The following is a 22,659-nucleotide window of genomic DNA, read 5'->3' on the forward strand; positions in this document are numbered from 1 at the left end:
GGTGCAAAGAAAAGTTATAGGGTAGTTTGTTGTGCTGGTTTTGGCCGGTTGATTAGTCTGGTTTTAGAGTTATTGACTGCTTTTTGGTTTGATTATCGAAATAAAAAACCAGTCGCAACCTTGCGACTGGCATGAATGCAATGCTGATGGTGGATATTCACTTGCCCTACGGCAGGGTTTTGTCTTCTTTATACTGTGCCGTGGCAATCCAGGCGGCGCAAAACAGCGTCAGGCGGGCAAAAAAGTAGAAGAACGCCATCAGCCCGATCACCGAGCCAAAGGCGGCGCCGGAAGGCGATTTGGCGACCTGCGGTAGCGTCATGGTCATCACAAACTTGATGGCTTCAAAGCCAATTGCGGCGATCAGCGTGCCGCGCAGCAGCGCTTTTTTCTTCGGCTTATGGCGCGGCAGCATCCAGAAGATCCACAGAAACAGCAGGTAGTTGGCAAAAATGGAGATCGATAGCGCGATCAGCGTCATCGCCGGCCGCAGCCATTCAATGCCATCCAGCCCCAACGCATGCACGATGGCCGCCTGGGCAGAACCCGCAATCGAGGTTAACGACAGTGTGACGATCAGTGCCACCACCAGACCGGTTAATGAAATAAAATCGCGGGTGTAGCGAAAATAGATTTTCTCCTGATCCTGCGGATTACGTTCCCAAACGTCACGGGACTGGGCGCGGATCGCCTCACGCAGATTGCCCATCCAACTGATGCCGGAGTACAGCGCCAGCGCCAGGCCGGTCAGGCCGACGGTGGTACGTTGCTGAATGGCGGTGTTCACCGTGTTCTTCAAGGTACTGGCCAACGTGGGATCGCTGATGCTATTGACGATCTTATTGATCAATTCGGCCAGCAGGTCCGGGTTGGATGCTAGCACAAAGCCCACGGCGGCAAACGACACCATCAGGATCGGAATCAAAGAGAGAAACGAGAAGTAGGTAATGGCGGCGCCAAACTGGCTGCCAAGACGGTCGTTGAAGCGTTCGGTGGCTCGCAGCAGGTGAGCGATGGTGGGCCAGGCTTTAACGCGCTCTATCAGGCGAGCGAACCCCGAAAGGCCTTTATCCAGTTTTTGGTTGCCGGTTTTGATGGCGATCGTCGGTTTCTCAATGGCCTCAGGCTGCTCTGGAGCGGCTTTATTCTGCATTACGTCACGGTATCCTTCAGATAAATCAATGGGCATGTGCTTGATTATAGCCAAATATGCCCTCGATTTGGTCGCTAATGGACGAGATTGGGTTAATTCTGATGATGGCCTCTACCAACCGCTGCGAGCAAGAACGCTCGATTTTGTCCTATTCACCACACGTCTGTTTTTCTGCCGGATCCCTGCAATTTTATCTATCTCAGCGCCAGAAAGGCTTTTACTCATCTTATGGCGCGCGCTTTTTCACCCGGTATGCGCCTACTGCAGCCGTAGGGGCTGGAACGGTTATCTCCTGAATCAATAGATAAAATGGAAGGTCTTATGAAATTATTCAATCACCCCACCTGTCGCCCATTTACCGAAGCGGGCAACCTGTCGCAACTTTCCGCTTATTACGAGGAAGATCGCCACATTATGTGGATGCTAATGCGTGCAGAGCCGCGCCCTTGTTTCAATCAGGCGCTGATAGAAGACATCATGACGCTGGCGCAGGCGGCGAAAGAGTCGACGTTGCAGTTCGACTTTTGGGTCACCGGTTCGCTGGTGCCAAACATGTTTAACGTCGGTGGGGATCTGAGCTTTTTTGCCGAAGCGATCAAAAACCGCAAGCGTGAGGCGATGATGGCGTATGCCCGGGCCTGTATCGACTGTGTGCATGCCGCAGCACGAGGCTTTGATACCGGGGCCATCAGCATTGCCATGGTGGAGGGCAGCGCGCTAGGGGGCGGTTTTGAGGCGGCATTGGCGCACCATTTTGTTTTGGCGCAGAACAACGCACGGATGGGGTTCCCAGAAATCGCCTTCAATCTGTTTCCCGGTATGGGCGGTTATTCACTGGTAAGCCGCAAGGCAGGCATGCGCCTGGCGGAAGAGCTGATCTGGAGCGGGGAATCTCACACCGCCGAATGGTTCGAAAGCTATGGGCTGGTGGATAAGCTGTTTCAACCGGGTGATGCCTATATGGCGACTCGTACCTTCATCGACACCATCAGGCCCAAGCTGAACGGTATGCGCGCCATGTTGCGCGCGCGTCAGCGAGTATTGCAGTTAACCCGCTCCGAGCTGATGGACATTACCGAGGATTGGGTGCACTCGGCCTTTACTATCGAGGAGAAGGATCGCCTGTACATTGAGCGGTTGGTGATGCTGCAGGATCGGCACACGCTTAATCAGCGTCACGCTGGCTAAGCGTTAATTCCCGCCCGCATCACTTTGGTGATCGCGGGCTATAGGTTTTCAGCCACTGTTCTAATTGCTCGGGTAGCATCGGCCGGGCGAACAGGAATCCCTGTTTTTCATCGACCCCTACGCAGTCCAGGAAGCGATTTTCACTGTCCGTCTCAACCCCTTCGGCAATCACCTTAAACTGTAGCGCTGCGGCGACCGCGACGATGGCGCGGATCAGTGATTGTGATACCGGGGCCAGATTGACGCCGCGAACAAAGCTTTGATCCAGCTTGATGGCGTCCAGAGGGATACGTGCCAGCTGGGCCAGAGAGGAGTAACCGGTGCCAAAGTCATCCAGATGAACCTGTGCACCCAAGGCCCGTAGCCGGGCTATCACCTCACGCGCCCGGCTCTCATCTTCTATCAGGCTGCTTTCGGTCAGCTCAAAATCCAGAGTGCAGGGTGCAAGCTGGTTTTCCCGCAGTACTTCAACCAGATCGTTTACCACGCTGTCATCCACCAACTGCCTGGCGGAAAGGTTAACCGCGATGCGTAAATTCAGCCCCTGTCGTTGCCAAATGGCAGCCTGTTTCGCGGCGGTTTGCAGCACCCAGCGGCCAAGTGGGGCAATCAGCCCGGACTCTTCGGCATAGGAGATAAACTGTAAAGGTGGGATCAGCCCGCGTTCCGGCGAATCCCAGCGGACCAGCGCCTCTACGCTGTGCACGGCTCCGTTGAGCGTTGTGATCTTGGGTTGGTAATACACCACCAGTTGCTCCTGTTCCAGCCCCTTACGAAGGTTGGTATCCAGCCACATGTATTCGGCAACGCGGCGGTTCATTTCCGGCGAGAAGACGATAAAGGTGCGTTTGCCGTGCTCCTTGGCGACGTACATGGCGGTATCGGCGCTGCGGATCAGGCTGTCCAGATCGTGACCATGTTGCGGGCACAGGGCAATGCCAATCGAACAGCCGGTGTAGACCTCGATCAGGCCGATGCGGAAGGGCATTTGCAAGCGATCGATAATGCGCTGGGCCAGCTCTTGCAGCATGATCCGGTCGGCCTGGGTGACCAGCACCAGAAATTCATCGCCCCCCAGACGGGCAAGTTTTTCTCCATGATCCAGGCAACTGAGAATGGCGTGAGACACCTCGATCAGCAAGCGATCGCCAAACATATGCCCATAGGCGTCGTTTACTTTTTTGAAGTTATCCAGATCGAGATAGACCAACCCAACGTGGCTGTCACCGCGTTCGCTAATCGCCCGGTTAATATCATCCTGAATGGCGTTGCGGTTTGGCAGGCCAGTGATGGTATCGGTATTGGCCAATAGCCGCAGGCGTTCCTGGGCGCGGCGTTCTTCGGTGATATCCGTGCCGGAACAGATCAGGAACACCTCTTTTTTGCCGCTGCCGCTGTGGACGAACTTGTTGCGAAACAGGAATAACCGCTCGCCTTTGACCGTTTTGATCCAGCGCTCCACCTCATAGGAGGCCCCGTTGCGAAAGAAGGTGGCAATATTGCGCCGGGATGCAGCGGCCTCTTCGGGGCTCATAAACATCTTGAAGACGTTTTTGCCGATCACATCCTGTTCCTGCAGGCCGGTATACTCTTCGCTCAGGCGGTTAAAGCGCTGGACGCGGCCGTGTTGGTCAACGATGACAATGACGGAATTAGCCTCTGACACCACCTGTTCGGCAAACGATAGGCCGTGCACCAAATCACGTGCCACGGCCTCGGTATCGGTATAGGCAGAGGCGGTGCCCGCCCACTCTAATTTATTGACCCGGCGGCCGACCAAATGCAGGTGGATGGGTTGGCCGCTGAGCAGAATGGTCAGATCCAGGCTGGCGGTGACCCCGCTCAGACGGCGGATTTTCGCTGCCTGCATTTCGTCGAGGGCCACGGCAAGGTGTGTTTTGCCTTTGATTGCCGTCAACTGCAGGGCATTGCTGTCAAACGCCAGATGCCAGTAAGGGCTGCTGGTGCCAAAATGGGTGTTAAGGAGTATCGGGCCTTGGTCTGCGAACATGATCATTCCTCAAAAAGGGACAGCCGGACCCTACGCTGCAGCCTGAAAGACGATGGGGATCGCGTGAGCGACGTCTGTATAGAGTGTAAAAGAGAACCGCGCAGTGTGCGAAAATCAGTTTTTGGCTTCGTTGAGCCAGGGTTGTGGCCAGGAATGCTAAATTAATCCCTAGCTGGAGGTGGACAAAAGCCACACTAATAATTACGCTTGGGCAATCTAATCTTCCAAATAACAGACGCCTTCTCCATAATTTATTCATAATTGACGAATATTACCATTTTTGATTTTAAAAAATTTACACTCCCTCGCATTACTATATATTCATGCGCATATTATTATTTCCGACGACGAGATAGTGAGCCTGTTAACGTACAGCGCTCCTGATGAAGAATAACTTTTAAGGAAATAATTATGCGTAAACTGACCGCTTTATTTGTCGCTTCAACGTTAGCCCTGGGTTCTGCTTCTGCCGCCTTTGCAGCCGACGCAACTACCGCCCCGGCAACCGCATCGGCCACAACCGCCGCCCCGGTGAAAATGATGCACTATAAAGACGCAAAAAGAGAAAGTCCTTTTGCTGGCTTGAACCTGACCAAAGAGCAGCGCCAGCAGATGCGCGATATCATGAAAGAGTCGCATCAAAAACGCGGCCCGGGTGCTAAAGACGAGCGCCAGGCACTGCACAGCATGATCGCTTCGGAAAGCTTCGACGAAGCCAAGGCAAAAGCCCAGATCGATGCGATCGGTAAAGTGCAATCTGAGCACATGCTGGAACGCGCCAAAGCGGAAAACAAAATGTATAACCTGCTAACGCCAGAGCAGAAAAAGCAATACAATGAGAATTATCAGAAACGCGAGCAGAAGATGATGGAGCATATGAAAAAAATGCGTGATCATGTCCCTGCTGCTGAATAATTAACATTGCTAGCATAATAAAAATGCCGGGTTATTTGCCCGGCTTTTTTTATTTTATTTTCTGACAGGATTATTTAGTCGTAGCAGCAATGGCATTAAATTGTTCGATAATAATCGCGGCGAACAGGGGATCGTTGATATGGTACGGCACTTTGAGCAACCGGCGTTTTGCGGTCTGTACCAGCGTCCGTTCCAGCGAGTGAACAAAAGCGCTCAGCGCCTGTGGATCCCAGAAGGGCTGCCCTGGCGCATCCAAAGTTGAAAAGCCACCCAGCGGTACGACAAAGCATACCTCCCCGGCACACGCGTTCAGCTTGTCACCAATCCAGCGCCCTAACTGGGTATTCTCCTGCGCCGTGGTGCGCATCAGCGTTACCTGGCTGTTGTGGCAATAAAATTGACGATTGGCGTAGCGGGCCGGAATGGTTTTCGGGTGACCGAAGTTGATCATATCCAGCCCTCCGCATGACATCACACCAGGGATCTCAGTGCGGGCGATGGCCCCAAAGCGATCTTCGTTGCAGGCCAACACGCCATCAAACAGATAGTCGCACACCTCTGTGGTGGTCAGATCCAATACGGCGTTGAGCAAGCGGCTGTCGATCAGCTTTTCCATTGCCTGGCCACCACTGCCGGTAGCGTGAAACACCAGGCAATCCCAGTCGTGCTCAATGGCGCTGGTCACGGCCTTGATACAAGGCGTAGTGACGCCAAACATGGTCAGGCCGGTGGCGGGTTTGCTGTCGGCATCATCATCGATATGAAAGCGGATTGCCCCGGCTATCTGGTTGGCGGCATTGCTCAATACCTTGCGTGAAATACGATTTAGCCCGGCGATATCGGTGACGGAATACAGCATGGCAATATCGCTGGAGCCGACATAGCCAGCGACATCACCCGCAGCCATACTCGATACCATCAGCTTTGGCAGGCCGATGGGCAACTGTTGCATGGCGGGTGTGATGATCGCGGTGCCACCAGACCCGCCCAAACCGAGCAGCCCAGCAACATCACGACGTGAGAGCATGAAGCGCTCAAAAGCGATAGCCATGGCCGCAATCGCCTGCCCGCGATTAGCACAAAAAACGGCTTGTTCACCTTCCGGATGGTAACCCGCGATCTCATGTGCAGAAACGTCCGCATGATACAGAGAAGGCTTACCGGAAGTGGAGAGATCGAGGGTGATGACGGGTAAATCGAGATTGGCGATCAGATGACGGACATATTCCAGTTCTTGTCCTTTAGTATCTGCTGTGGTAGCAATATAGACAAAACCTGGGGTGCTGCTCATCATCTGTTCCTGAAAAAGGTTCAGACAAAGGTCTGAACAAATTGATTTTAATGCTATTTTTTATAGTGGGTTGTGAACCCTGGTGTCGGACAATAAGGTACTATCGTTTATTTGTTGGTCATAATGAGACTGCCGTATCATTTTTGCAAGCATTAATTTGCTTAAAGTGAGACTTGTGTCCCGTTTTTGGCTATCTTAGCGGTAATTTTTTACGTTGCCGATGGGCCAGGATCTGTCGGTGAGGCTGTCTATCGTATTGACTCCAAGGCTGGAAGATACGAGGAAGTTCGAGGAAAACGTGCCAATATCCGCATTTCCCGCTCCACGGGATGAATCTTTGACACATACTCGTGCCAAAACCCGCAGCTTGCTGCTGGCCTGTGCGATGGAGCTCTACGATGGTGGGGTCTTCCCTTCGATTACAGAGCTGGCGGCGCATGCGCAGGTCTCCCGTGCCACCGCTTATCGCTATTTTCCCACCCAAAGCGCCCTGATCTCCGCCGTTGTGGCGAAAAGTCTGGGGCCGATCCTTGAATGGCAACCGCAGGATAATGATGCGCTCAAGCGCATTCATCAACTGTTGGCGTTTGCCTATCCGCAGATGGAGCAGCATGAAGGCGCGCTACGTGCGGCGTTACAGCTATCGCTCCAGCAATGGGCTAACGCGACGCCGGGCGAAAAGTTTGTGCGTGGCAATCGCAAACGGCTGTTGAAGCTGGCGGTGGAGCCCTTGCAGAACAAACTCCCTGCTGAAGCCCTGCAACGCGTAATCCACGCCTTTTCGCTGATTTATGGTTCCGAGGTGTTCCTGGTGCTGAAGGACATTTGGGGTTTAGAGCTCGATGATATTCAAGATGTGACCCAGTGGATGGCCAAAGCCATCATTCGCCAGGCTGAAGAAGATGCCAACGCTGGAGGGTAATCTGCCGATCGAGGTTGGCCATGCTGACGGGCCGGGGAGTGTTCTCCGGCCTTTTCATTGGTTTTTTGGCTAATAAAAAACCGGAACCCTTGCGGGCCCCGGCTTAACGAGGGGTGAAGCAATTAACTCTGCGGTTAAACTTGCTCAGCTTGCAACTCCCTGTCGATACTTTAATCAGGTGTTGTGGCCGGCTTATAATTTCCCTGGTGTTGGTATGGTTATTACTAACTTATCGTTCTACTATCGTTTTTATAATATATCACTTCTGATACCATGTTTGACCATAAAAGATGGTATGTCAAGCAAGCTATTAGGCTAAGATTGTATAGTATGCGAGATTTCGATAACGTTTTTGTACGGATGGGTGTCAAAGCGACTGAAAAATCAGCGAGATATATCGAAGGATAAAATGTTTAACAATCATCAAAAATTCGATTCGCAGTCGATTGCAGGCAAGGTCAGGGAACTCTTTTTGCAGCATGGGATCGGCAAGCGACAACATGCCAAGGAACTCAGCCGCATTTTGGATCTGAGTTTTTCCCATGCTCACCGCAAGCTGAAAGGCCAGAGCCCATGGACGCTGGAACAAATCAACAGCGTGGCACTGGCTTTGGGAGAAACGCCGGCGTCCATCGTCGACATTCTGCCCGAAAGCGAGCCTGTTGGGTCCACTGTGGCACAGGATGCCATCTTTTCTGTGGCCGGGGTGGTGTTACCTTGTGTGGCGCACATTAGCAGCGAACTAGTGGGCAGCAAGCAGGCCGAGTTTGTTGGCTTGCAGCAGGATGGGCAGTGGATGGTTTATCGAGCCAGCGAGGCCCCACAGGGCAAGCGTTTTGCTGTCGAACTGATCGAGATCCGCCCCAGCCATAGCGAAGACGATCGCCTGAGCATTGCGGTATTGGATGATGCACATCAGGCCGCTGATGAGCTAACCAAGTATCTCAATAGCCAAGGATTCAACGCCGTGGCTTTCTATGACGTCAGCAGTTTCTGCCAGGCGCTGGCCAAAAACCCGTTTGATGGCTACGTGGTGGATTGGTTGATAGGCCACGAAACGGCGCAGAAATGCATCGAAACTATTCGCACTTCCGATCATGCAGATGCGCCGATCCTGGTGCTGACCGGCCAGTTGGGCACCGATTTGCGTGAGTCAGAGATTGCCAGAGCGATGCGCGATTATGACGTGTTAGGCCCGTATGAAAAACCGGTGCGGCTCCATGTGATCGAAGCCGCACTGCAACGGTGCTTTAATCTGTAGTGACAAACAGCGACGTGAGTGAGGTGGATAGCGCCTCCATGCGTACCGGTTTCATCAGATAATCGTCAAACATGGCGCGTTGCTCGCTAGGCAGCAGCTCCGGCGTATAGGCGCTGATACCGATAATCGGGATATTACGGTTCGGGCCGCGCTGGTCACGCAGCTGTTGCGCCACTGCCACACCATCGATGCCGGGCATTTGCAGATCGAGCAGCAAGGCATCGTAAGGCCGCCGCAGCAGCTTTTGCAGCGCACGTTCCGACGAGTCACACAGCTCATATTGATAGCCCAACTTGTCGAGCAGGGCGATAAAGGCCATGCCTGCGGCAGGATTGTCGTCTACCACCAGGATTTGCTGCTCTTTTTTCAACAGCGTCGCTGCCGGACGTGGGCTTTGCTCTGGCAACTGTTCTTCACTGATCTCAACGGGAATGCTGACGATAAAGGTGCTGCCTTCTCCCACTTCGCTGTACACCGTGATCGTGCCGTCGAGCAATTCAACCAGGCCGTGGACGATCGCCAATCCCATGCCAACCCCGCTGTATTGGCGAGTATTAGACTGATCGAGCTGGGTAAAGGGCTCAAAAATCTGCGGTAGCAGGGCATTGTCGATACCGATGCCAGTATCCGTAACTTCAATGATCAACGAACTCCCCGCAGGTTGACTACGCAGGCAGCTGTGCAGCGTGATGGTACCGCTTTCGGTATATTTAAAGGCGTTGGTCAGCAGGTTAACCACGATTTGCCGTAGCCGCTGAGGGTCGGAATAGACCTGCGCATGGGTGAATTCCACTTCACGTACCAGTTTGACCCCAGGTTTATGGGTCAGCATGGCGATTTCATCCGTCGTTTCGTCGATCACCTGCTGGGCATTAAAGGGAACAATGCGCAGCTCCATCATGCCGCTGTCCAGGCGCGCATAATCGGTGAGATCCTTCATCTGGCTTTCTATCTGCTCGGCGGCGGTTTCCAGCCGGTGGAAAGTATCTTTGTGCTCATGGGATACGCGGGTATTGGTCAGCACATCAATGGCGGACATGATGCTTTGCAGCGAGGTGCGCAGTTCATGCCCGATGGCCCCGAGGAAGGCGTTTTTGGTGCGGATAGCCTTTTGCTCTGCGCGAATGGCCTTCGACTGTTGGCTGATGGTTTGGCGCTGCTGGCGGATGACGATCAGCGTGATGGCAATCAGCGCGATCACCGAGAACATGATGATCACCAGGCCATAAAAGATGATGTGCCTTTTCTCGATAAAATCTTCGTAAGCCCCGGTGCGCTGCTTCACTTCAGCGTGGTCCGCCAGGTTGGCCATCATAATCGCGGAGGGTTTGATCTGTTGCATGGCCTGCGAAATCAGCCCCAGATCTACCTGAGGGCTGTTGACCAACTGATCCAACTGGGTAATTTCATTGCGCATCCGTTCAACGAGCTCGGGATATCCAGGCTCGTGATACAGCGGCAGGGTCGATTCTGACGGGCGGGCGAGCACCGAATAGCGAGAATAGAGAATATCGAACCTTAGCCTCAGATTATCGATATCCACCTGGTTGGTGCTTTTTTGCTGTTCCACCAGGGTTTCAAATTCCGCCAGCTTGATGGCGAACTTGGCGATCGACCAAGAGTAGTTTTCCTGCGTACCGGCAACGGCATACAGCCCTTTTTTGGACAAGGTGGCGCTGTAGTAATACAGCGTCACCGTTGAGGCGAGCAGGAATAAGGCGGCAAAAATGGCCGGAATGGCCAACCTGCCGCTGTCTTTGAACCTGACTAACTTCATTTAATGACGATCCTGTTGATCTGCCAGATAAAGCGCGAGTTATACAGCGGAGAGTTGAGCTCCGCGCCCCCGGCATCGCGGGGATAGATCAGAAACAGCGGCCCGAAATCGCGCACCTTTAACATTTCCCCGCCCATTTTATAGGCCAGGATCATATTGTATTTAGCCACGTCCGAGATGGGCACATCAATATAATAATCGTTCAGCGCGTAGAGCGTCATCATGGTGCCTTCGGCACCCACTTTAGCCAAAATATCCGCCAGCAATACGCCATCGAATTTTACTCTGGGCGTCCACGAAGTGGTGGTCGTGATGCTGTGGACCGGCATGGCAAACAGCTCTTTATCGGTAAAGACATAGGTTTTGTTCTCGGCGTCGGTGATGTTTTTAATCTTGCCGCCGACTTCCAGGGTAAAGCTGAGAGCACTGGTTTGGGTAATGACCAAAGCCAGCAGGGCAAACGCGGTATTTCTTATTGCGGTCAACAGCATCGGTAGTTCTCCAGACCGGGGATCAGGCCCACGGCAATTCGTTTAGCATCAGGGTAGTGAAGGCTAGTTCGACCTGCTCCAGGTCATGCTTTCTGGCGCTGGCCTGCACGTTGTTCAGCTCGGGGAGGGCAAAATAGACAGGCTGACATAAAGGATAGTCTCGCACCCGCAATTCGGGAGCGATTGAGGTAAAGAAGGCGGTAGTTGGGACATCGTAGCCTGCGGCAATATGCACCGCAGCGGTATCCGATGTCAGAACATAGCGGGCATGCTTCACCCAGGCCAGGAAATCCGCGGTAGCGGTGGAAAGCGGTTGAATATCCACATAATGCGGGTGATCCACCGCGCCGAACCCCAGCACCGGGCAGGCAAACTTCTCCCACAGGGCATTCACCAGTGGCACATGAGCACTGGCCGGGATGCTGCGTAACGGCGTACTGGCGGTGGGGCAAAACAGCAGGTAGGGCTTGTTCTGCCAGCACTCAGGTAATGGCGGCAGACACAGTTTTTGCATCCAGCGGTTGGCTTTCGCCGCAGCAGGAATAGCGGCAGGTTCAACGCCCAGTGCCTGCAGGAAAAAATCAATCATCGGCAACGTGGTGAAGGCTGGCCAGAACAGTTGATTACCGGCATCGATACACAGTTCTTGCTCAGGAATATGCTCCGCTTTCCACGGCAGCCAACGGAGATCCGCCACCACGCCTGCCGCCAGATGATAAAGCTGATCGACATAGTGGGGCGCGCGCCCTGGCCGATAGATAATAGTACGCAGGTTGGGATTAAACTCGCGCAGCGCCTCAAGCGCGGTCAGGCCAATAATGGAATCGCCCAGCGTTACGCCCATGCCGTTAATGATGTGCACGACCGATTCGTTGCAATAATCCACGCTGAAAGGGGCCGCAGCGGCGTTGCGGATACCGCGGTAGCCAGCCAGGCTAAAATAATCACCGGAAAAACTCTCCTGTTGTTCAAGATCCCATGAGGCGACCATGACGCCGTCTGCTGTCAGCAAACTTCCCCGGTGATATAACACTTCATCCTTTGTTAACACTTCCATTATTTGTCCTGTCTACGAAGGCGTGGCTAAGGCTAGGAGGAATAGGCAAAAGAATGGCAGAAAACGCCGCGTTTTGCAGGTGAGAATAAGCGAAATAGCATTAAAAAGATTGGAGTTTACGCCTTACCGCTAGCCGCCTGTCTGAAAACGACCGGGGCGGCTATTTGCCGTACCTGTTAATTGGCCCCAAGCCCTGATTTTTGACGGGCAAAAAATGAGCCTTGAATCAGCCAGTATTTGGCCTTGATGGTGGGCGCGCTGGCATTGTTTGATAGAGCGGTAAAGTAAACCAGGGGCCACATAATGAAATCCAACTTTAAAAACGAAATACAGACGTTTGGGCGTTCCCTATTATTGCCTATTGCCGTGTTAGCCCCGGTGGGGATGCTAATGGGGATCTGTAGCGCGCTGGGCCAGGCGTATATGATCGATAAACTGCCGTTTCTGGGAAATGCCTACTGCAAGGCGATCTTGTCTTCGGTGGGATTAATCAGCAGCGTAGTGTTCCAGAATATCCCATTGCTGTTTGCCATGGGGGTCGCTTATGGCATGTCGAAGAAGGAAAAGGGCATTGCGGTCTTCGCTTCGGTCATCGCCTATCTAACCTTACTGATCTCCATGCACGTGCATCTGAAAGTGATGGATCAATTGGTGACGGAGAATATGGCGCTGGTCGGGCAGGGCATGGTGCTCGGCATCCATACGCTGAAAATAGAGGCGCTGGGAGGGATCATTGCCGGTTTGCTTGCCGCCAAGGTGACAGACCGGTTCTACCGGCTACAGCTGCCGTTGGCCTTTGCCTTCTTCAGTGGGAAGAAATCGGTCGCCATCCTGTCGATTGCCTTCACCATCCCGGTCGGCCTGCTGATCCCGTTCGTGTGGGATGTGTTTACCTATGGGATGCGGAGCATCTCGACCGTGATGATGGCGCCGAATATCGGTGCAGGGATCTACATGACTCTGAACCGTTTGCTGATCCCGTTTGGCTTGCACCATGTGCTGAGTTCAACGGTGCGCTTCACCGAAGCGGGTGGTACCTATCTGATTGATGGTCAAACCTATGTCGGCATTCTGCCCGCCATGAACAAGATCCTGTTTGAACTGGGACCCAACCATCCAGCATGGAATGAGTTCATGCCAACGCTATCAAGCTACCTGGCTTCGTCGCAGATGCTGACCACGTTGTTCCGCGTTCCGGCTATCGGGCTGGCGATGTACCACATGGCCTATTTCAAAAACAAGAAATTTGCCAAAGGGATGATCCTGACCGTGGTACTGACGGCGTTTCTCGGCAATATCACCGAGCCGCTTGAGTTCTCCTTCCTATTTATTGCGCCGCAGCTCTTTGTTATCTATGCGATCTTATGCGGTCTGTTGACCATTCCTCTGCAAATGTTGGACGTCTCGATTGGTTATATTCGCGGCACGATCTTTGACTTCGGCATCTTCGGGCTGATGTACGAAAACACCCACTGGCCGAACCTGCTGCTGCTGGGCGCGATTAACTTTGTGGTGTTCTATGGCGTGTTCCGCTATGCCATTGGCAAGTTTGATATCAAAACGCCTGGGCGTGAGAAAGAGATGGCGGACAGCGCGCTGCTCAATAACAAAGAGTACGACAAGGTGGCGGAGCTGGTCGTAGAAGGGCTGGGCGGTAGGCAGAACATCAAGCGGGTAGAAAACTGTGTGTCGCGGCTGCGTATCGACCTTGGCGACCAGAAGCTGATGAACATGGAGTTGCTGAAAGAGGCCGGTTCATTGGGGACCTTTATTCCCTCCAGTAACCATATTCACGTGGTCTTCGGGCCGCACGTCGAGTTTGTCCGTAACGCGGTAGACGACAATCTTGCTGGCATCCAGCAACGTTAAGAGGAACATAGCATGCGCGCACTTTATGATTCCAAAAGTAAAACCATCGATCATCAGGGTATGAAAGACCTTTTCACCCACGAGGCCAGGGTACAGTCATGGCTAGATGTGGAAGGCGCTCTGGCGATGGCGCAGGCCAAGGTCGGTATGATCCCTGCTGCTGCGGCAGAAAATATCGCTGCCAACTGCCAGTTAGAACGGATCGATCTGGCGGAGATCGACCGATTGATGCGTCAGATTGGCCACGGGTTTGTGCCTGTCATTAAGGTGCTGGTGAAGGCTTGTGATGCAGAAAGCGGCAAGTACGTGCACTACGGCGTGACGACCCAAAACATACAGCAGACTGCTCATCTGCTTATCGTGCAGACATTCCACCGTCATCTGATGAAGTTTGTCGATGACACGCTGGTCAATCTGGCCCGCCTGGCGAAGGCACATAAAAATACCCTGATGGCGGGGCGCACCCACGGCAAACACGCCTTGCCCATCACCTATGGCTATAAGGTTTCCGTGTGGATTTATGAGTTGCTGGCGGCGGTGGAACGTATGCAAGAGGCAGAAAAGCGAGTTTTCACCGTGATGATGGGCGGCGCGGTGGGCGCTTTTCACGCCACGGGGGAAGCGGGCAGAACGGTGCAGGATCTGGTCGCCGAACAGCTCGGGATGCATTCGATGCTGGTGCCTTCACGCAATGCCAGAGTGTTCCGCGCCGAGTACATCAGCAACCTGTGTTTGCTGGCAACCACCCTGCATAAAATTGCCGAAGAGGTTTATCAGACGTCCAGCGAGGAGTTTGGCGAAGTCTCCGAGGCGTTCACCAAAGGCACCGTGGGCAGCAGCACCATGCCGCAGAAGGTCAATCCCAAGCTGGCAAAGGGCATCATTGCCAACGCCCAGAAGCTGTATTCGGTGATGACGGCGGTGCTCTATGTCTGCCCAAGGCCGTTTGAGGCGGACAGCTCGGCCTACTTTATCTTTGATGCCAGCCTGCAGGAAAGCATTGAGCTGATGGCCGAGATTATCCTGCGTGCGGAGGAACTGACGCGCACGCTGGTGATAAACCCTGAGCGGATGCACGACAACGTGATGCTGACGCACGGGCTGATCAACAGCGAGAAAATCATGATGAAGCTGGTGGATAAGCTGGGTAAGGATCCGGCCCATGAGCTGGTTTACAACATGGCGATGCGCAGCACCCATGAACACCTCGAATACGGTGAAATACTAAGCCAGGATCCGGTCATGGCCGAAAACTTCACGGCGCAGGAGATTGCGGAGCTGCTGGATCCCGGTGCTTATACCGGCCTGTGCGCCGTATTGGCCGATGAACTGGCTGACCGGGTCTTGGAGAGAAGCCATGAATGACCAGCGCTCCGGGGTCATTAAATCCAACCGGATCGTGTTCCCCGACGGTATCAAGGCCGGTTATCTATTGGTGCAGCAAGGGCAAATAAGCGGGTTCGCCAGCTACTTTTCCGGTAGCTGCATCGACCATAGCGAGCGGATCGTCATGCCCGGGTTTGTCGACATCCATGTACATGGCTGGGGGCGGGGTTCGTTCGGCTACAAGGGCAATAAGGAGTCGCTGAAGTGGATGAGCCACGATTTGGTCAAGGCCGGTGTCACTTCTTACCTGCCCACTTCCGGCACTATGCCAAATGATTTCCTTGAGACGTCGTTAATAGAGGCTGCCGACTATATTGCCACGGCAACGCCAGCGGACGGGGCCGAAGCCATCGGCATCCATATGGAAGGCCCCTACATCAGTGAAAAACACCTCGGCATGCAGCGAGCCGACTGTTTGCAACGGCCAAGCATTGAAGGATTCGAACGCTTTAACCGGCTAGCGGGGCAGAACATCCGCCTGATGACGCTAGCGCCAGAGCTGGAAGGGTCGTTGGAGTTGATTCGCCATCTGCGGGCGCAGGGAATCACCGCGTCGGCAGGGCATACTGATGCTACCTTTGCTGAGGTTACGGCAGCGGTAGAGGCGGGATTAAATCACTTCACCCATGCTTACAGCGGGATGCGTGGCTTCCATCACCGTGAGCTCGGGGTGGTCGGTGCGCTGATGTACTATCAGGATACCTACGCGGAAGTTGCGAAACAGAGCGGCATCACCATCAAACCGGAGGCCTTTGATCTGCTTTATCGCCTGAAGCGCGATCGGCGCATGGTGCTGATGAGCGACTGTATGGGCTATGTCGATTTCCCGGAAGGCTATGAGTTTCACCATTACCTGCGCAAAGAGACCTTCCGTATCAAACAGGGGCAGTTAGAGATTACCTCAGAGGGTGGCGATACGCGCCACGTTTGCCCCTGCGACTATGGTGCGGTCCAGCAGTTGGAGATGAACTTTCTCGATTCGGTGAAGAACATCGTCGATCGTCTGGATAAGGGGCTGGTGTCTGTCGCCAGCATTGCTTGCGAGAACCCGGCGTTTCTGGCGGGTGCACAGAGCCGGAAAGGATCACTGTGCCCGGGGAAAGATGCCGATATTCTGGTGTTGGATGAAGGGCTGGAGCTGGTGGAGGTCTACTGCCGGGGCGTTCGTCAGACACTATAACCTTACCTAATGCACGGCCAACGTTGGTTGGCCGTTGTACCCTCCCAATCCCTCCTAGCTAAAACTCTCAGTGGTACAACCTCAAAAAATTTCAGCGATTTTATTGATGAAGGCCGTCACATAATCTAATTATTTGATGGGCTGTAAAAAAATATGTTGATATTTATCAATATGTGTCAGTTCAAAAAGTGAGCAAACTGCGGGTGCTCGTTTGAAATGGTATACAAATCAATAAAAAAGGTGTGGCCAACTTGGCACAAAGAAATATTTCTGTGAGCATTATTGAAAGGAATATCAACATGAATTTGATTTCAAAGGTATTTTTTCACAAGGCTTTGCAACAACCCAACAAAATAAATCAAAACCAGGGGAAAAAAGTCACGCTTAACAAGTCACTCATTGCCTTGACCATTTCCGCCGCCATCTCGCCGATGGCCGGGGTGGCCACCGCAGCTTATGTGGAAACAGGGCAGATAGGCGATAAAGCCAGTTGGGAAACAGAGGAATACAGCAGGGATTGGGGTATAACTGCGATGAAAGCATCCAGCGCCTATGCGCTGGGGTACTCTGGGCAAGGGGTTAACGTTGGCGTAATGGATTCTGGTGCTCTGTTATTTATTCATCAAGATCTTAACGGCGATCGCTTCCATGCAGTCCAGGCTAATGGCATCTACGGTTCGTCCGGTTTGCGTTACCCACAGTCGGCCCCGGGGTTACAGGGCGAATATATCGAGGGTGAAGCATTTGATATCAGCGGCCAATGGGTAGCCGGTGTTAACGATGGCCATGGGACCCACGTAACCGGCACCGTTGGGGCTAATCGTGATGGTGAAGGCATGCACGGTGTTGCCTGGGGCGCCAATATTTATGTCGCTAATACCGGTGGCACAGATAGCAATAACTATGGCCCGTTCCAGGATTACCAGTACTTCTATACCGGTTGGAAAGCGCTGGTTGATTCCGGTGCAGAGGTGATTAACAACAGCTGGGGCACCAACATTCGTATTGTCGACAACGGGTCAACCGGCAGTGATGGTGGCAATACCGGTGTGCATATACCTGCCAATAACATGACCCAATCAGAATATGAGTACTTTTATTTCAATAAAGTCTATGGAGACAATCCGTCCTTTGTTGATGCTGCCTATGATGCCGTGAAAGGCACCACGGTGGTGCAGATATTTACCACGGGCAACCGCGATTTTGCCAATCCATTCTATCGTGCACTTTACCCTTATTATCACCCTGAAGCCGAGCAGCACTGGATTGCTGTTGCCGGGTTGCAACGGGTAACCGGTACCGATAAATACTCCCTCTCTTATACCTGGAATGAGGCTGGCGAGGCCAAATGGTGGACCGTGGCTGCGCCGGGAAATGGCATCTATTCAACCACGGTGAATGCGACAACCGGGGCTCCGGGCTGGGGAAACTCATCAGGTACCTCCATGTCGGCTCCCCATGTGGCTGGTGCCATGGGCGTACTGCTTTCACGCTATCAGGATATGAGCGCTCTTCAGGTTCGTGATGTGATGTTCACCACTGCCAGCCACCAGAACCCAGACGGCAGTACGCTGGCCAACTGGACTGCGGCTGACGGCGTTCCCGATGTTCGCTACGGCTGGGGAGTGCCAGATCTTGATAAAGGGATGTATGGGCCCGGTCAATTCCTTGGCAAGGTTGAATACAACATGGCCACAACACCGCTTGATGTCTGGAGTAATAACATCAGCCAGCAAGCGCTGGATGCGCGTAAACAAGAAGATTTGGCCTGGCTACAGAACTATAAAGATCAGGGTATTGCGGCTGGTGGAGCCTATGAGCTGGGTAACAGCTTCGTAGTCAATGACGGTAACAGCGATCCGACGGATCATATCGTTAGCCAGGAGGATGCGGAAAAATGGCGGCAAGATTATTACGCTGCGCGTGCTGCTGCTATTGAGGCCAAAATTGACGCCGGTCTCTATACCGGTTCACTGGTTAAACTCGGTGCGGGCACGTTGATCATGACCGGTGATAACAGCTATCAGGGTAATACCACCGTGGAGAATGGTGCCCTGTATGGTTTCACTGAGTCCTTTGGTAGCGGCACCGTAGCGGTGAATGGCGGTAAGTTCGGGGTCATTGGCCACTATAACGATACGTTTACACTGAAGGGGCCACTGACATCGACAGCAAGCCATAAGGCCAATATTGACGTCAATGCCGGGGGCACTTACGTCGTCAGCACGGATGAACATGTCAATGTGGGTCAGTTGACCTTTAACGACGGTTCGATGATTACGGTGGGCTCCAACGACAGGGACGTGTACGCAGACGTGTTTAATAATGGCACTGTCGCTGTTGGCACGGTCACCGCTGATGCCTTAACCGGTGTTGATAAGGCTATTGCCACACCTCAGTACGCGTTCTTCAACACCGAGGTCGAGGTTTCTGGTAATGCTCTCACCGCCAGTTTTGGCCGTAATGATGATGTGACGTTTGCCTCTTATGCTTCAAACCACAATGGTCGCTCTATTGCCAATACGATTGAGGGCACGGGTAGGGGGACGCTTTTCGACTCCCTGCTGATGGCATCTGGTGAGGAGGTTAGTAATACCTACAATTCACTCGGTAGTGATATGTACCTCAATACGCAAAATGCCAGCATCGTTAATTCAATGACTATGTCGCGCGTTATCAAGGATCAGGCGGTTGGCATAGGTGGAGGGCGTTATGTCGAAACGGCCGATGGTTCGGGCCGCTTCTGGATGGCGCCTATAGGTAGCTGGTCTAATGTGGATTATGGTCAATCCAGCATGGACGTCGATTTCTTCGCGGCCTTAATCGGCAGTGAAATCGATGTTAGCAGCAGCACTAAACTCGGGCTGTACTTCGGGGCGGGTAGCACCGATTTCAAAGGGGGAAGCAGCGGTAAAATCGACAGTGACGACCTGCACTTCGGGGTTTACGGCGTCTCGAAAATCGCTGATGTGGCTTCGCTGAATTATGGTGCGATGTACACCAAGCAGGATCGTGATGCTAATCGTACTTTGAGTGTTCTCGATCAGGTTGGCACAAATTCTGTTTCCCCAAATGTGGATATTACCCAGCTGTTTGCAGAGGCGGCCTATTCAGGATTCAATACCGATAGCTATTCCGTTGAGCCTTATTTCGGTATCAGCTGGATGCATATCAAATCCGATGGCTATGTGGAAACGGTTAATAATATGGTGTTTACCACCAACGTTGATAACCAGGATCTGCAGGTCACCACCTTTGGCGTGCGTACCGCGGTGCCATTTACCTTGGCTAATCTGGATATGGCAGTGAAGGGCGATCTGTATGGTACGCACTTCTTCGGTGACACCACTCCAGAAGCGACAATGTCTCTTGCAGATAGCGGAGTAGCCAGGATCCAGGGGGGCAAATTGTCTAACCTGGTTGGCGTGGGGTTAGGTATTGAAACCAAGCTCGGTAAAGCGACCACCTTCGGTCTGTCATACACCGGTGCCTATAATAGCGATATCACCTCAAACGGTTTTTACGCCAAGTTAAAAATCGATTTCTAGAGTGATTACGCGATAAAACAACCACCGGCCAAGGCTGGTGGTTGTCCCGATCAAATGAAAAAGTCAGGGTATCTCTGTTCTAGCAGGGCGCGCAGCTGCTGACGATCCAATCCTGCAATCTCCTGAATAAATCCCTCTGCCGGGATCTTCTTCTTCGCCCGGGAAAGCCCGTGCTGGCTGAGCAGCGAGATATCATCGCGGCTGAGATAGAAATTCACCTTGATGTAATCCAACTGATAATACTTCAGATAGCTCGAGATTTTATTGGTGAAGGTGATCAGCAAATCAAAGGGGATCTGCTTGAGCGTGTGTATCTCATTGATATTCACGTAGCCGACAATTTCAATATGGAAGTGCGACTTCAGCACCTCCTTGAAATAGCCCACCTTACTTTCCGAAGAGTTGGTCACGATAATGACGCGCTTTTTCTCCTCGCTGTGGACTCGGTTTTGCAGCTCGTATTTCTTCAGGATCAACACCAGCGTGGACAGATGCACCGGTGAAAAGGTGGTTTGATAGTGCTGCGCGATGGGCGCGGTGGCCTGGGCTACGCCCTGATAGAGCTGGGCGTGCCGGGTCTGCACCTGATGCAGCTTTTTATCGTCAAAGTAGAGATTGAACTTGTTTTGTACGATGGTCGAATAGACGAACTGGTAGATCTCGGCGAAGAAGGGCGAACGGTTGTGGATTTCTGCCCGCAGCAACGGGGTCAGGGTTTCACAAAGGCGGCCAACGAGCGTAATCAGCGTGGGATCGTAGATATCGAACGGTCGCCAGGTGTAGGTCAGCGATGAAATCAGCAGGTCGAGAAAGCGGTTTTCGTGCTCGCCATCCAGCAACCCAAAGTCAGAGGATTGAATAAAGCTCAGGTTATCGCTGTGGGTAATAAAATGCCCGCGCCGCATGCGATGTAGCGCAATGCTCATATACACCAGGAAGTATTTTTTGCTGTTATAGCCCAGCGTGATCCGCTGGCTCAGCCGCTGTTGGTATAGCTCGGCAGCGGCACTGATTTCCTGTTGGCACACCTTTAAGAACTGCGTGGCAATGGAGCGATTAATCGGCTCATTGGCCTTGTGGGGCACCAGCAGGTGATCTTCGCCGATCTCGATGGTTTTCAGGATCGTCAGACAAATGGCGATGCGCAGCAGGATCTCGTCGCCATCCAGCCGCGACCCCTGTTTGGGAATGGCGGTAACGGCGAGATGGTTCGCCTGTAAAAATGCCGACAGCGTCTGGTTATCGTTTTTGAGCGTGGTTGGGCTGACGTTAAACTTGCGGTAATACTCGCTTTTGTTCACCACGTTCTGCAGGCACAACGCCACGCTGAGATCTTTAATGCGTTCATCGGCGGTGGTGATGTAGCGGTTAAACGGGATTTGTTCCAGAAAGGCGATATATTCCCGGTAGCCGATTGCCGTGACGATCCACTGCCCATCGATATGCAGGTGGCAATCTGGCTCCAGGAACTCGTTAATCTCCTTCATGGAGCGCTTCAGCGTCGACGTGGTTTTGCCAAACCTGGAGGTGACATCCTCGATTATCACCGGGCTGTGTTCCTGAATATATTTCAATAATGACAGGTCAAAACTGTTCACTAAGGCGTCTCAACGTCTGGTCTGGAGTCGGATAGTTGAGGGTATAGAAATTCGCGGGGATTGTCTGTGAGCCGGGTGGGCAAGGTGAGTGTAGTGGCACACTGAACACCTAAAAATCACATTAATTTAAATCTAATTGAGTATTATGTTCTAAATATCATCTACTATCAGAAAATATAATCCTATCAAGTGGGGAAAATACACTAAATATGTCGGAGTATTTATATAAGTCTTTCTCAGAAAAATAAAGATAAATTTGCTGGCAAGCATCTCGACAAATTAGTCCCCTAAGCGAGGTGCTCCTGCTGGGTTCTTGATAAAAAGTAGAGAGGGTAGGTATGCGGCCGCCTGCCTGGCTCAAAATTTGGTCGAGTGTTATCTGTTACTCGCGGTCCGGGAGCGTCCTTTCCGATGTCTGCCCTTTTCGGAAGCTACTATGTCTGACCAAGAATGTGGCTTCCGTACTTTGTTAAAGTCGGAATTCCCGTACAAAAATAGTTCCATTTTGCTCGGCGACTAAGTTGGACATTTTTTCGATAGCGTCGGTTTGTCAAGGTACGCCATGCGGCCGCTGGCACTGAATGGGGCAAGCCCAACACACGACATGTTATGCACTGGTCAGATGCGTTCAGGCTTTGTTGAATAAATAAGATTTAGATAACAGATCCTCCAGTCAGTCATTTTCTCAAATAATCCGTATATTTATAGCCATAGCCTCACCAACCTGCGCATCATAGTCTCGTAGAGTAAGAATGCTTGACCGATTCGATTTATTCAAAAAAGCAGATACTATTTGCTGTAGTGTATTCCAAAACCACTTGTCTATTTCTTTCAAAAATAAGGTCATTTAATGGCATGATATCTTGGGTATTTCTAACGCCAAGTGGCGTTGTTGAATAAATCGAACTTTTGGCCGTAGTCAGGATCAGATCACCACACTCCTCATCCTGCAGCGATATCACGTGGCAAAACAAAAGTTCAAAATCACCAACTGGGCCACCTACAACAAGGC

Annotated in this window: 16 protein-coding genes; 9 read left to right on the forward strand and 7 right to left on the reverse strand. The window is 52.5% G+C overall.

The annotated features are described in order from the left end of the window. Nucleotides 1–166: 166 nt before the first annotated feature. The gene (gene yhjD, locus ACMV5I_RS22520; RefSeq protein ID WP_202671927.1) at nucleotides 167–1,153 is read right to left on the reverse strand and encodes an inner membrane protein YhjD; all 987 of its coding nucleotides are present in this window, start codon (nucleotides 1,151–1,153) and stop codon (nucleotides 167–169) included. Between the two features lie 321 nt (nucleotides 1,154–1,474). Here yhjD and ACMV5I_RS22525 point away from each other — a divergent pair, with 321 nt between their 5' ends. Next, nucleotides 1,475–2,341 (forward strand): crotonase/enoyl-CoA hydratase family protein, encoded by an 867-nt coding sequence (locus ACMV5I_RS22525; protein WP_121608351.1) that lies wholly within the window; start codon nucleotides 1,475–1,477, stop codon nucleotides 2,339–2,341. 19 nt (nucleotides 2,342–2,360) lie between these two features. Here the strand turns inward: ACMV5I_RS22525 and pdeR are convergent, their stop codons facing one another. Further along, nucleotides 2,361–4,352, reverse strand: a complete 1,992-nt coding sequence (pdeR, locus tag ACMV5I_RS22530) for a cyclic di-GMP phosphodiesterase (protein ID WP_121608352.1) — start codon at nucleotides 4,350–4,352, stop codon at nucleotides 2,361–2,363. A gap of 411 nt (nucleotides 4,353–4,763) precedes the next feature. Here pdeR and spy point away from each other — a divergent pair, with 411 nt between their 5' ends. Next, nucleotides 4,764–5,267, forward strand: a complete 504-nt coding sequence (gene spy / locus ACMV5I_RS22535) for an ATP-independent periplasmic protein-refolding chaperone Spy (RefSeq protein WP_202810036.1) — start codon at nucleotides 4,764–4,766, stop codon at nucleotides 5,265–5,267. 70 nt (nucleotides 5,268–5,337) lie between these two features. Here the strand turns inward: spy and ACMV5I_RS22540 are convergent, their stop codons facing one another. Further along, nucleotides 5,338–6,558: a Tm-1-like ATP-binding domain-containing protein gene (locus ACMV5I_RS22540; protein WP_414825302.1), complete on the reverse strand. Its 1,221-nt coding sequence runs from the start codon at nucleotides 6,556–6,558 to the stop codon at nucleotides 5,338–5,340. Between the two features lie 385 nt (nucleotides 6,559–6,943). On the opposite strand from ACMV5I_RS22540, the gene ACMV5I_RS22545 reads away from it, so the two are divergent. Then, nucleotides 6,944–7,480: a TetR/AcrR family transcriptional regulator gene (locus ACMV5I_RS22545; protein WP_226906696.1), complete on the forward strand. Its 537-nt coding sequence runs from the start codon at nucleotides 6,944–6,946 to the stop codon at nucleotides 7,478–7,480. Between the two features lie 409 nt (nucleotides 7,481–7,889). After that, nucleotides 7,890–8,741, forward strand: a complete 852-nt coding sequence (locus ACMV5I_RS22550; protein ID WP_202671925.1) for a helix-turn-helix domain-containing protein — start codon at nucleotides 7,890–7,892, stop codon at nucleotides 8,739–8,741. On the opposite strand, the gene ACMV5I_RS22555 is transcribed toward ACMV5I_RS22550, so the two are convergent. The 3 genes from ACMV5I_RS22555 to ACMV5I_RS22565 are packed head-to-tail and all read right to left on the reverse strand — an operon-like array spanning nucleotide 8,731 to nucleotide 12,066. Beyond that, nucleotides 8,731–10,518 (reverse strand): hybrid sensor histidine kinase/response regulator, encoded by a 1,788-nt coding sequence (locus ACMV5I_RS22555; RefSeq protein ID WP_141133172.1) that lies wholly within the window; start codon nucleotides 10,516–10,518, stop codon nucleotides 8,731–8,733. The two genes, ACMV5I_RS22550 and ACMV5I_RS22555, sit on opposite strands and share 11 nt — an antisense overlap. After that, complete coding sequence (locus tag ACMV5I_RS22560) at nucleotides 10,515–11,009, reverse strand: molybdopterin-dependent oxidoreductase (RefSeq protein WP_121608357.1); 495 nt, start codon at nucleotides 11,007–11,009, stop codon at nucleotides 10,515–10,517. The genes ACMV5I_RS22555 and ACMV5I_RS22560 overlap by 4 nt, the downstream gene beginning before the upstream one ends. A gap of 22 nt (nucleotides 11,010–11,031) precedes the next feature. Continuing rightward, nucleotides 11,032–12,066 carry a glycosyltransferase family 9 protein gene (locus tag ACMV5I_RS22565; RefSeq protein ID WP_414825296.1) on the reverse strand — a complete coding sequence of 345 codons (1,035 nt, stop codon included), beginning with the start codon at nucleotides 12,064–12,066 and terminating at the stop codon, nucleotides 11,032–11,034. A 303-nt stretch (nucleotides 12,067–12,369) separates the two neighbouring features. On the opposite strand from ACMV5I_RS22565, the gene ACMV5I_RS22570 reads away from it, so the two are divergent. From ACMV5I_RS22570 to ACMV5I_RS22585, 4 genes are all read left to right on the forward strand, one after another. Next, nucleotides 12,370–13,935 (forward strand): PTS transporter subunit EIIC, encoded by a 1,566-nt coding sequence (locus ACMV5I_RS22570; protein WP_065683959.1) that lies wholly within the window; start codon nucleotides 12,370–12,372, stop codon nucleotides 13,933–13,935. 12 nt (nucleotides 13,936–13,947) lie between these two features. Next, nucleotides 13,948–15,300, forward strand: coding sequence for an adenylosuccinate lyase family protein (locus tag ACMV5I_RS22575; RefSeq protein WP_414825297.1), 1,353 nt, complete (start codon nucleotides 13,948–13,950; stop codon nucleotides 15,298–15,300). Next, nucleotides 15,293–16,501: an N-acetylglucosamine-6-phosphate deacetylase gene (locus tag ACMV5I_RS22580; protein ID WP_414825298.1), complete on the forward strand. Its 1,209-nt coding sequence runs from the start codon at nucleotides 15,293–15,295 to the stop codon at nucleotides 16,499–16,501. Before ACMV5I_RS22575 ends, ACMV5I_RS22580 begins: the two co-directional genes overlap by 8 nt. 299 nt (nucleotides 16,502–16,800) lie before the next feature. Continuing rightward, nucleotides 16,801–20,049 carry a S8 family serine peptidase gene (locus tag ACMV5I_RS22585; RefSeq protein WP_414825299.1) on the forward strand — a complete coding sequence of 1,083 codons (3,249 nt, stop codon included), beginning with the start codon at nucleotides 16,801–16,803 and terminating at the stop codon, nucleotides 20,047–20,049. Nucleotides 20,050–20,099: 50 nt separating this feature from the next. Here ACMV5I_RS22585 and ACMV5I_RS22590 read toward each other — a convergent pair whose 3' ends face one another. Next, nucleotides 20,100–21,647: a hypothetical protein gene (locus ACMV5I_RS22590; protein ID WP_414825300.1), complete on the reverse strand. Its 1,548-nt coding sequence runs from the start codon at nucleotides 21,645–21,647 to the stop codon at nucleotides 20,100–20,102. Between the two features lie 896 nt (nucleotides 21,648–22,543). On the opposite strand from ACMV5I_RS22590, the gene ACMV5I_RS22595 reads away from it, so the two are divergent. Further along, a partial coding sequence (locus tag ACMV5I_RS22595) for a hypothetical protein (protein WP_414824650.1) occupies nucleotides 22,544–22,659 on the forward strand: 116 nt, incomplete at its 3' end.

Source organism: Serratia sp. T13T92, assembly GCF_047530105.1.
In the GTDB taxonomy this organism is placed as follows: domain Bacteria; phylum Pseudomonadota; class Gammaproteobacteria; order Enterobacterales; family Enterobacteriaceae; genus Chania; species Chania fonticola.

What these genes read in the sequence shown, in the direction of transcription:
- yhjD (WP_202671927.1), bottom strand. Translation starts at nt 1,153, where the DNA reads ATGCAGAATAAAGCCGCTCCAGAGCAGCCTGAGGCCATTGAGAAACCG.
- ACMV5I_RS22525 (WP_121608351.1), top strand. Translation starts at nt 1,475, where the DNA reads ATGAAATTATTCAATCACCCCACCTGTCGCCCATTTACCGAAGCGGGC.
- pdeR (WP_121608352.1), bottom strand. Translation starts at nt 4,352, where the DNA reads ATGTTCGCAGACCAAGGCCCGATACTCCTTAACACCCATTTTGGCACC.
- spy (WP_202810036.1), top strand. Translation starts at nt 4,764, where the DNA reads ATGCGTAAACTGACCGCTTTATTTGTCGCTTCAACGTTAGCCCTGGGT.
- ACMV5I_RS22540 (WP_414825302.1), bottom strand. Translation starts at nt 6,558, where the DNA reads ATGAGCAGCACCCCAGGTTTTGTCTATATTGCTACCACAGCAGATACT.
- ACMV5I_RS22545 (WP_226906696.1), top strand. Translation starts at nt 6,944, where the DNA reads ATGGAGCTCTACGATGGTGGGGTCTTCCCTTCGATTACAGAGCTGGCG.
- ACMV5I_RS22550 (WP_202671925.1), top strand. Translation starts at nt 7,890, where the DNA reads ATGTTTAACAATCATCAAAAATTCGATTCGCAGTCGATTGCAGGCAAG.
- ACMV5I_RS22555 (WP_141133172.1), bottom strand. Translation starts at nt 10,518, where the DNA reads ATGAAGTTAGTCAGGTTCAAAGACAGCGGCAGGTTGGCCATTCCGGCC.
- ACMV5I_RS22560 (WP_121608357.1), bottom strand. Translation starts at nt 11,009, where the DNA reads ATGCTGTTGACCGCAATAAGAAATACCGCGTTTGCCCTGCTGGCTTTG.
- ACMV5I_RS22565 (WP_414825296.1), bottom strand. Translation starts at nt 12,066, where the DNA reads ATGGAAGTGTTAACAAAGGATGAAGTGTTATATCACCGGGGAAGTTTG.
- ACMV5I_RS22570 (WP_065683959.1), top strand. Translation starts at nt 12,370, where the DNA reads ATGAAATCCAACTTTAAAAACGAAATACAGACGTTTGGGCGTTCCCTA.
- ACMV5I_RS22575 (WP_414825297.1), top strand. Translation starts at nt 13,948, where the DNA reads ATGCGCGCACTTTATGATTCCAAAAGTAAAACCATCGATCATCAGGGT.
- ACMV5I_RS22580 (WP_414825298.1), top strand. Translation starts at nt 15,293, where the DNA reads ATGAATGACCAGCGCTCCGGGGTCATTAAATCCAACCGGATCGTGTTC.
- ACMV5I_RS22585 (WP_414825299.1), top strand. Translation starts at nt 16,801, where the DNA reads ATGAATTTGATTTCAAAGGTATTTTTTCACAAGGCTTTGCAACAACCC.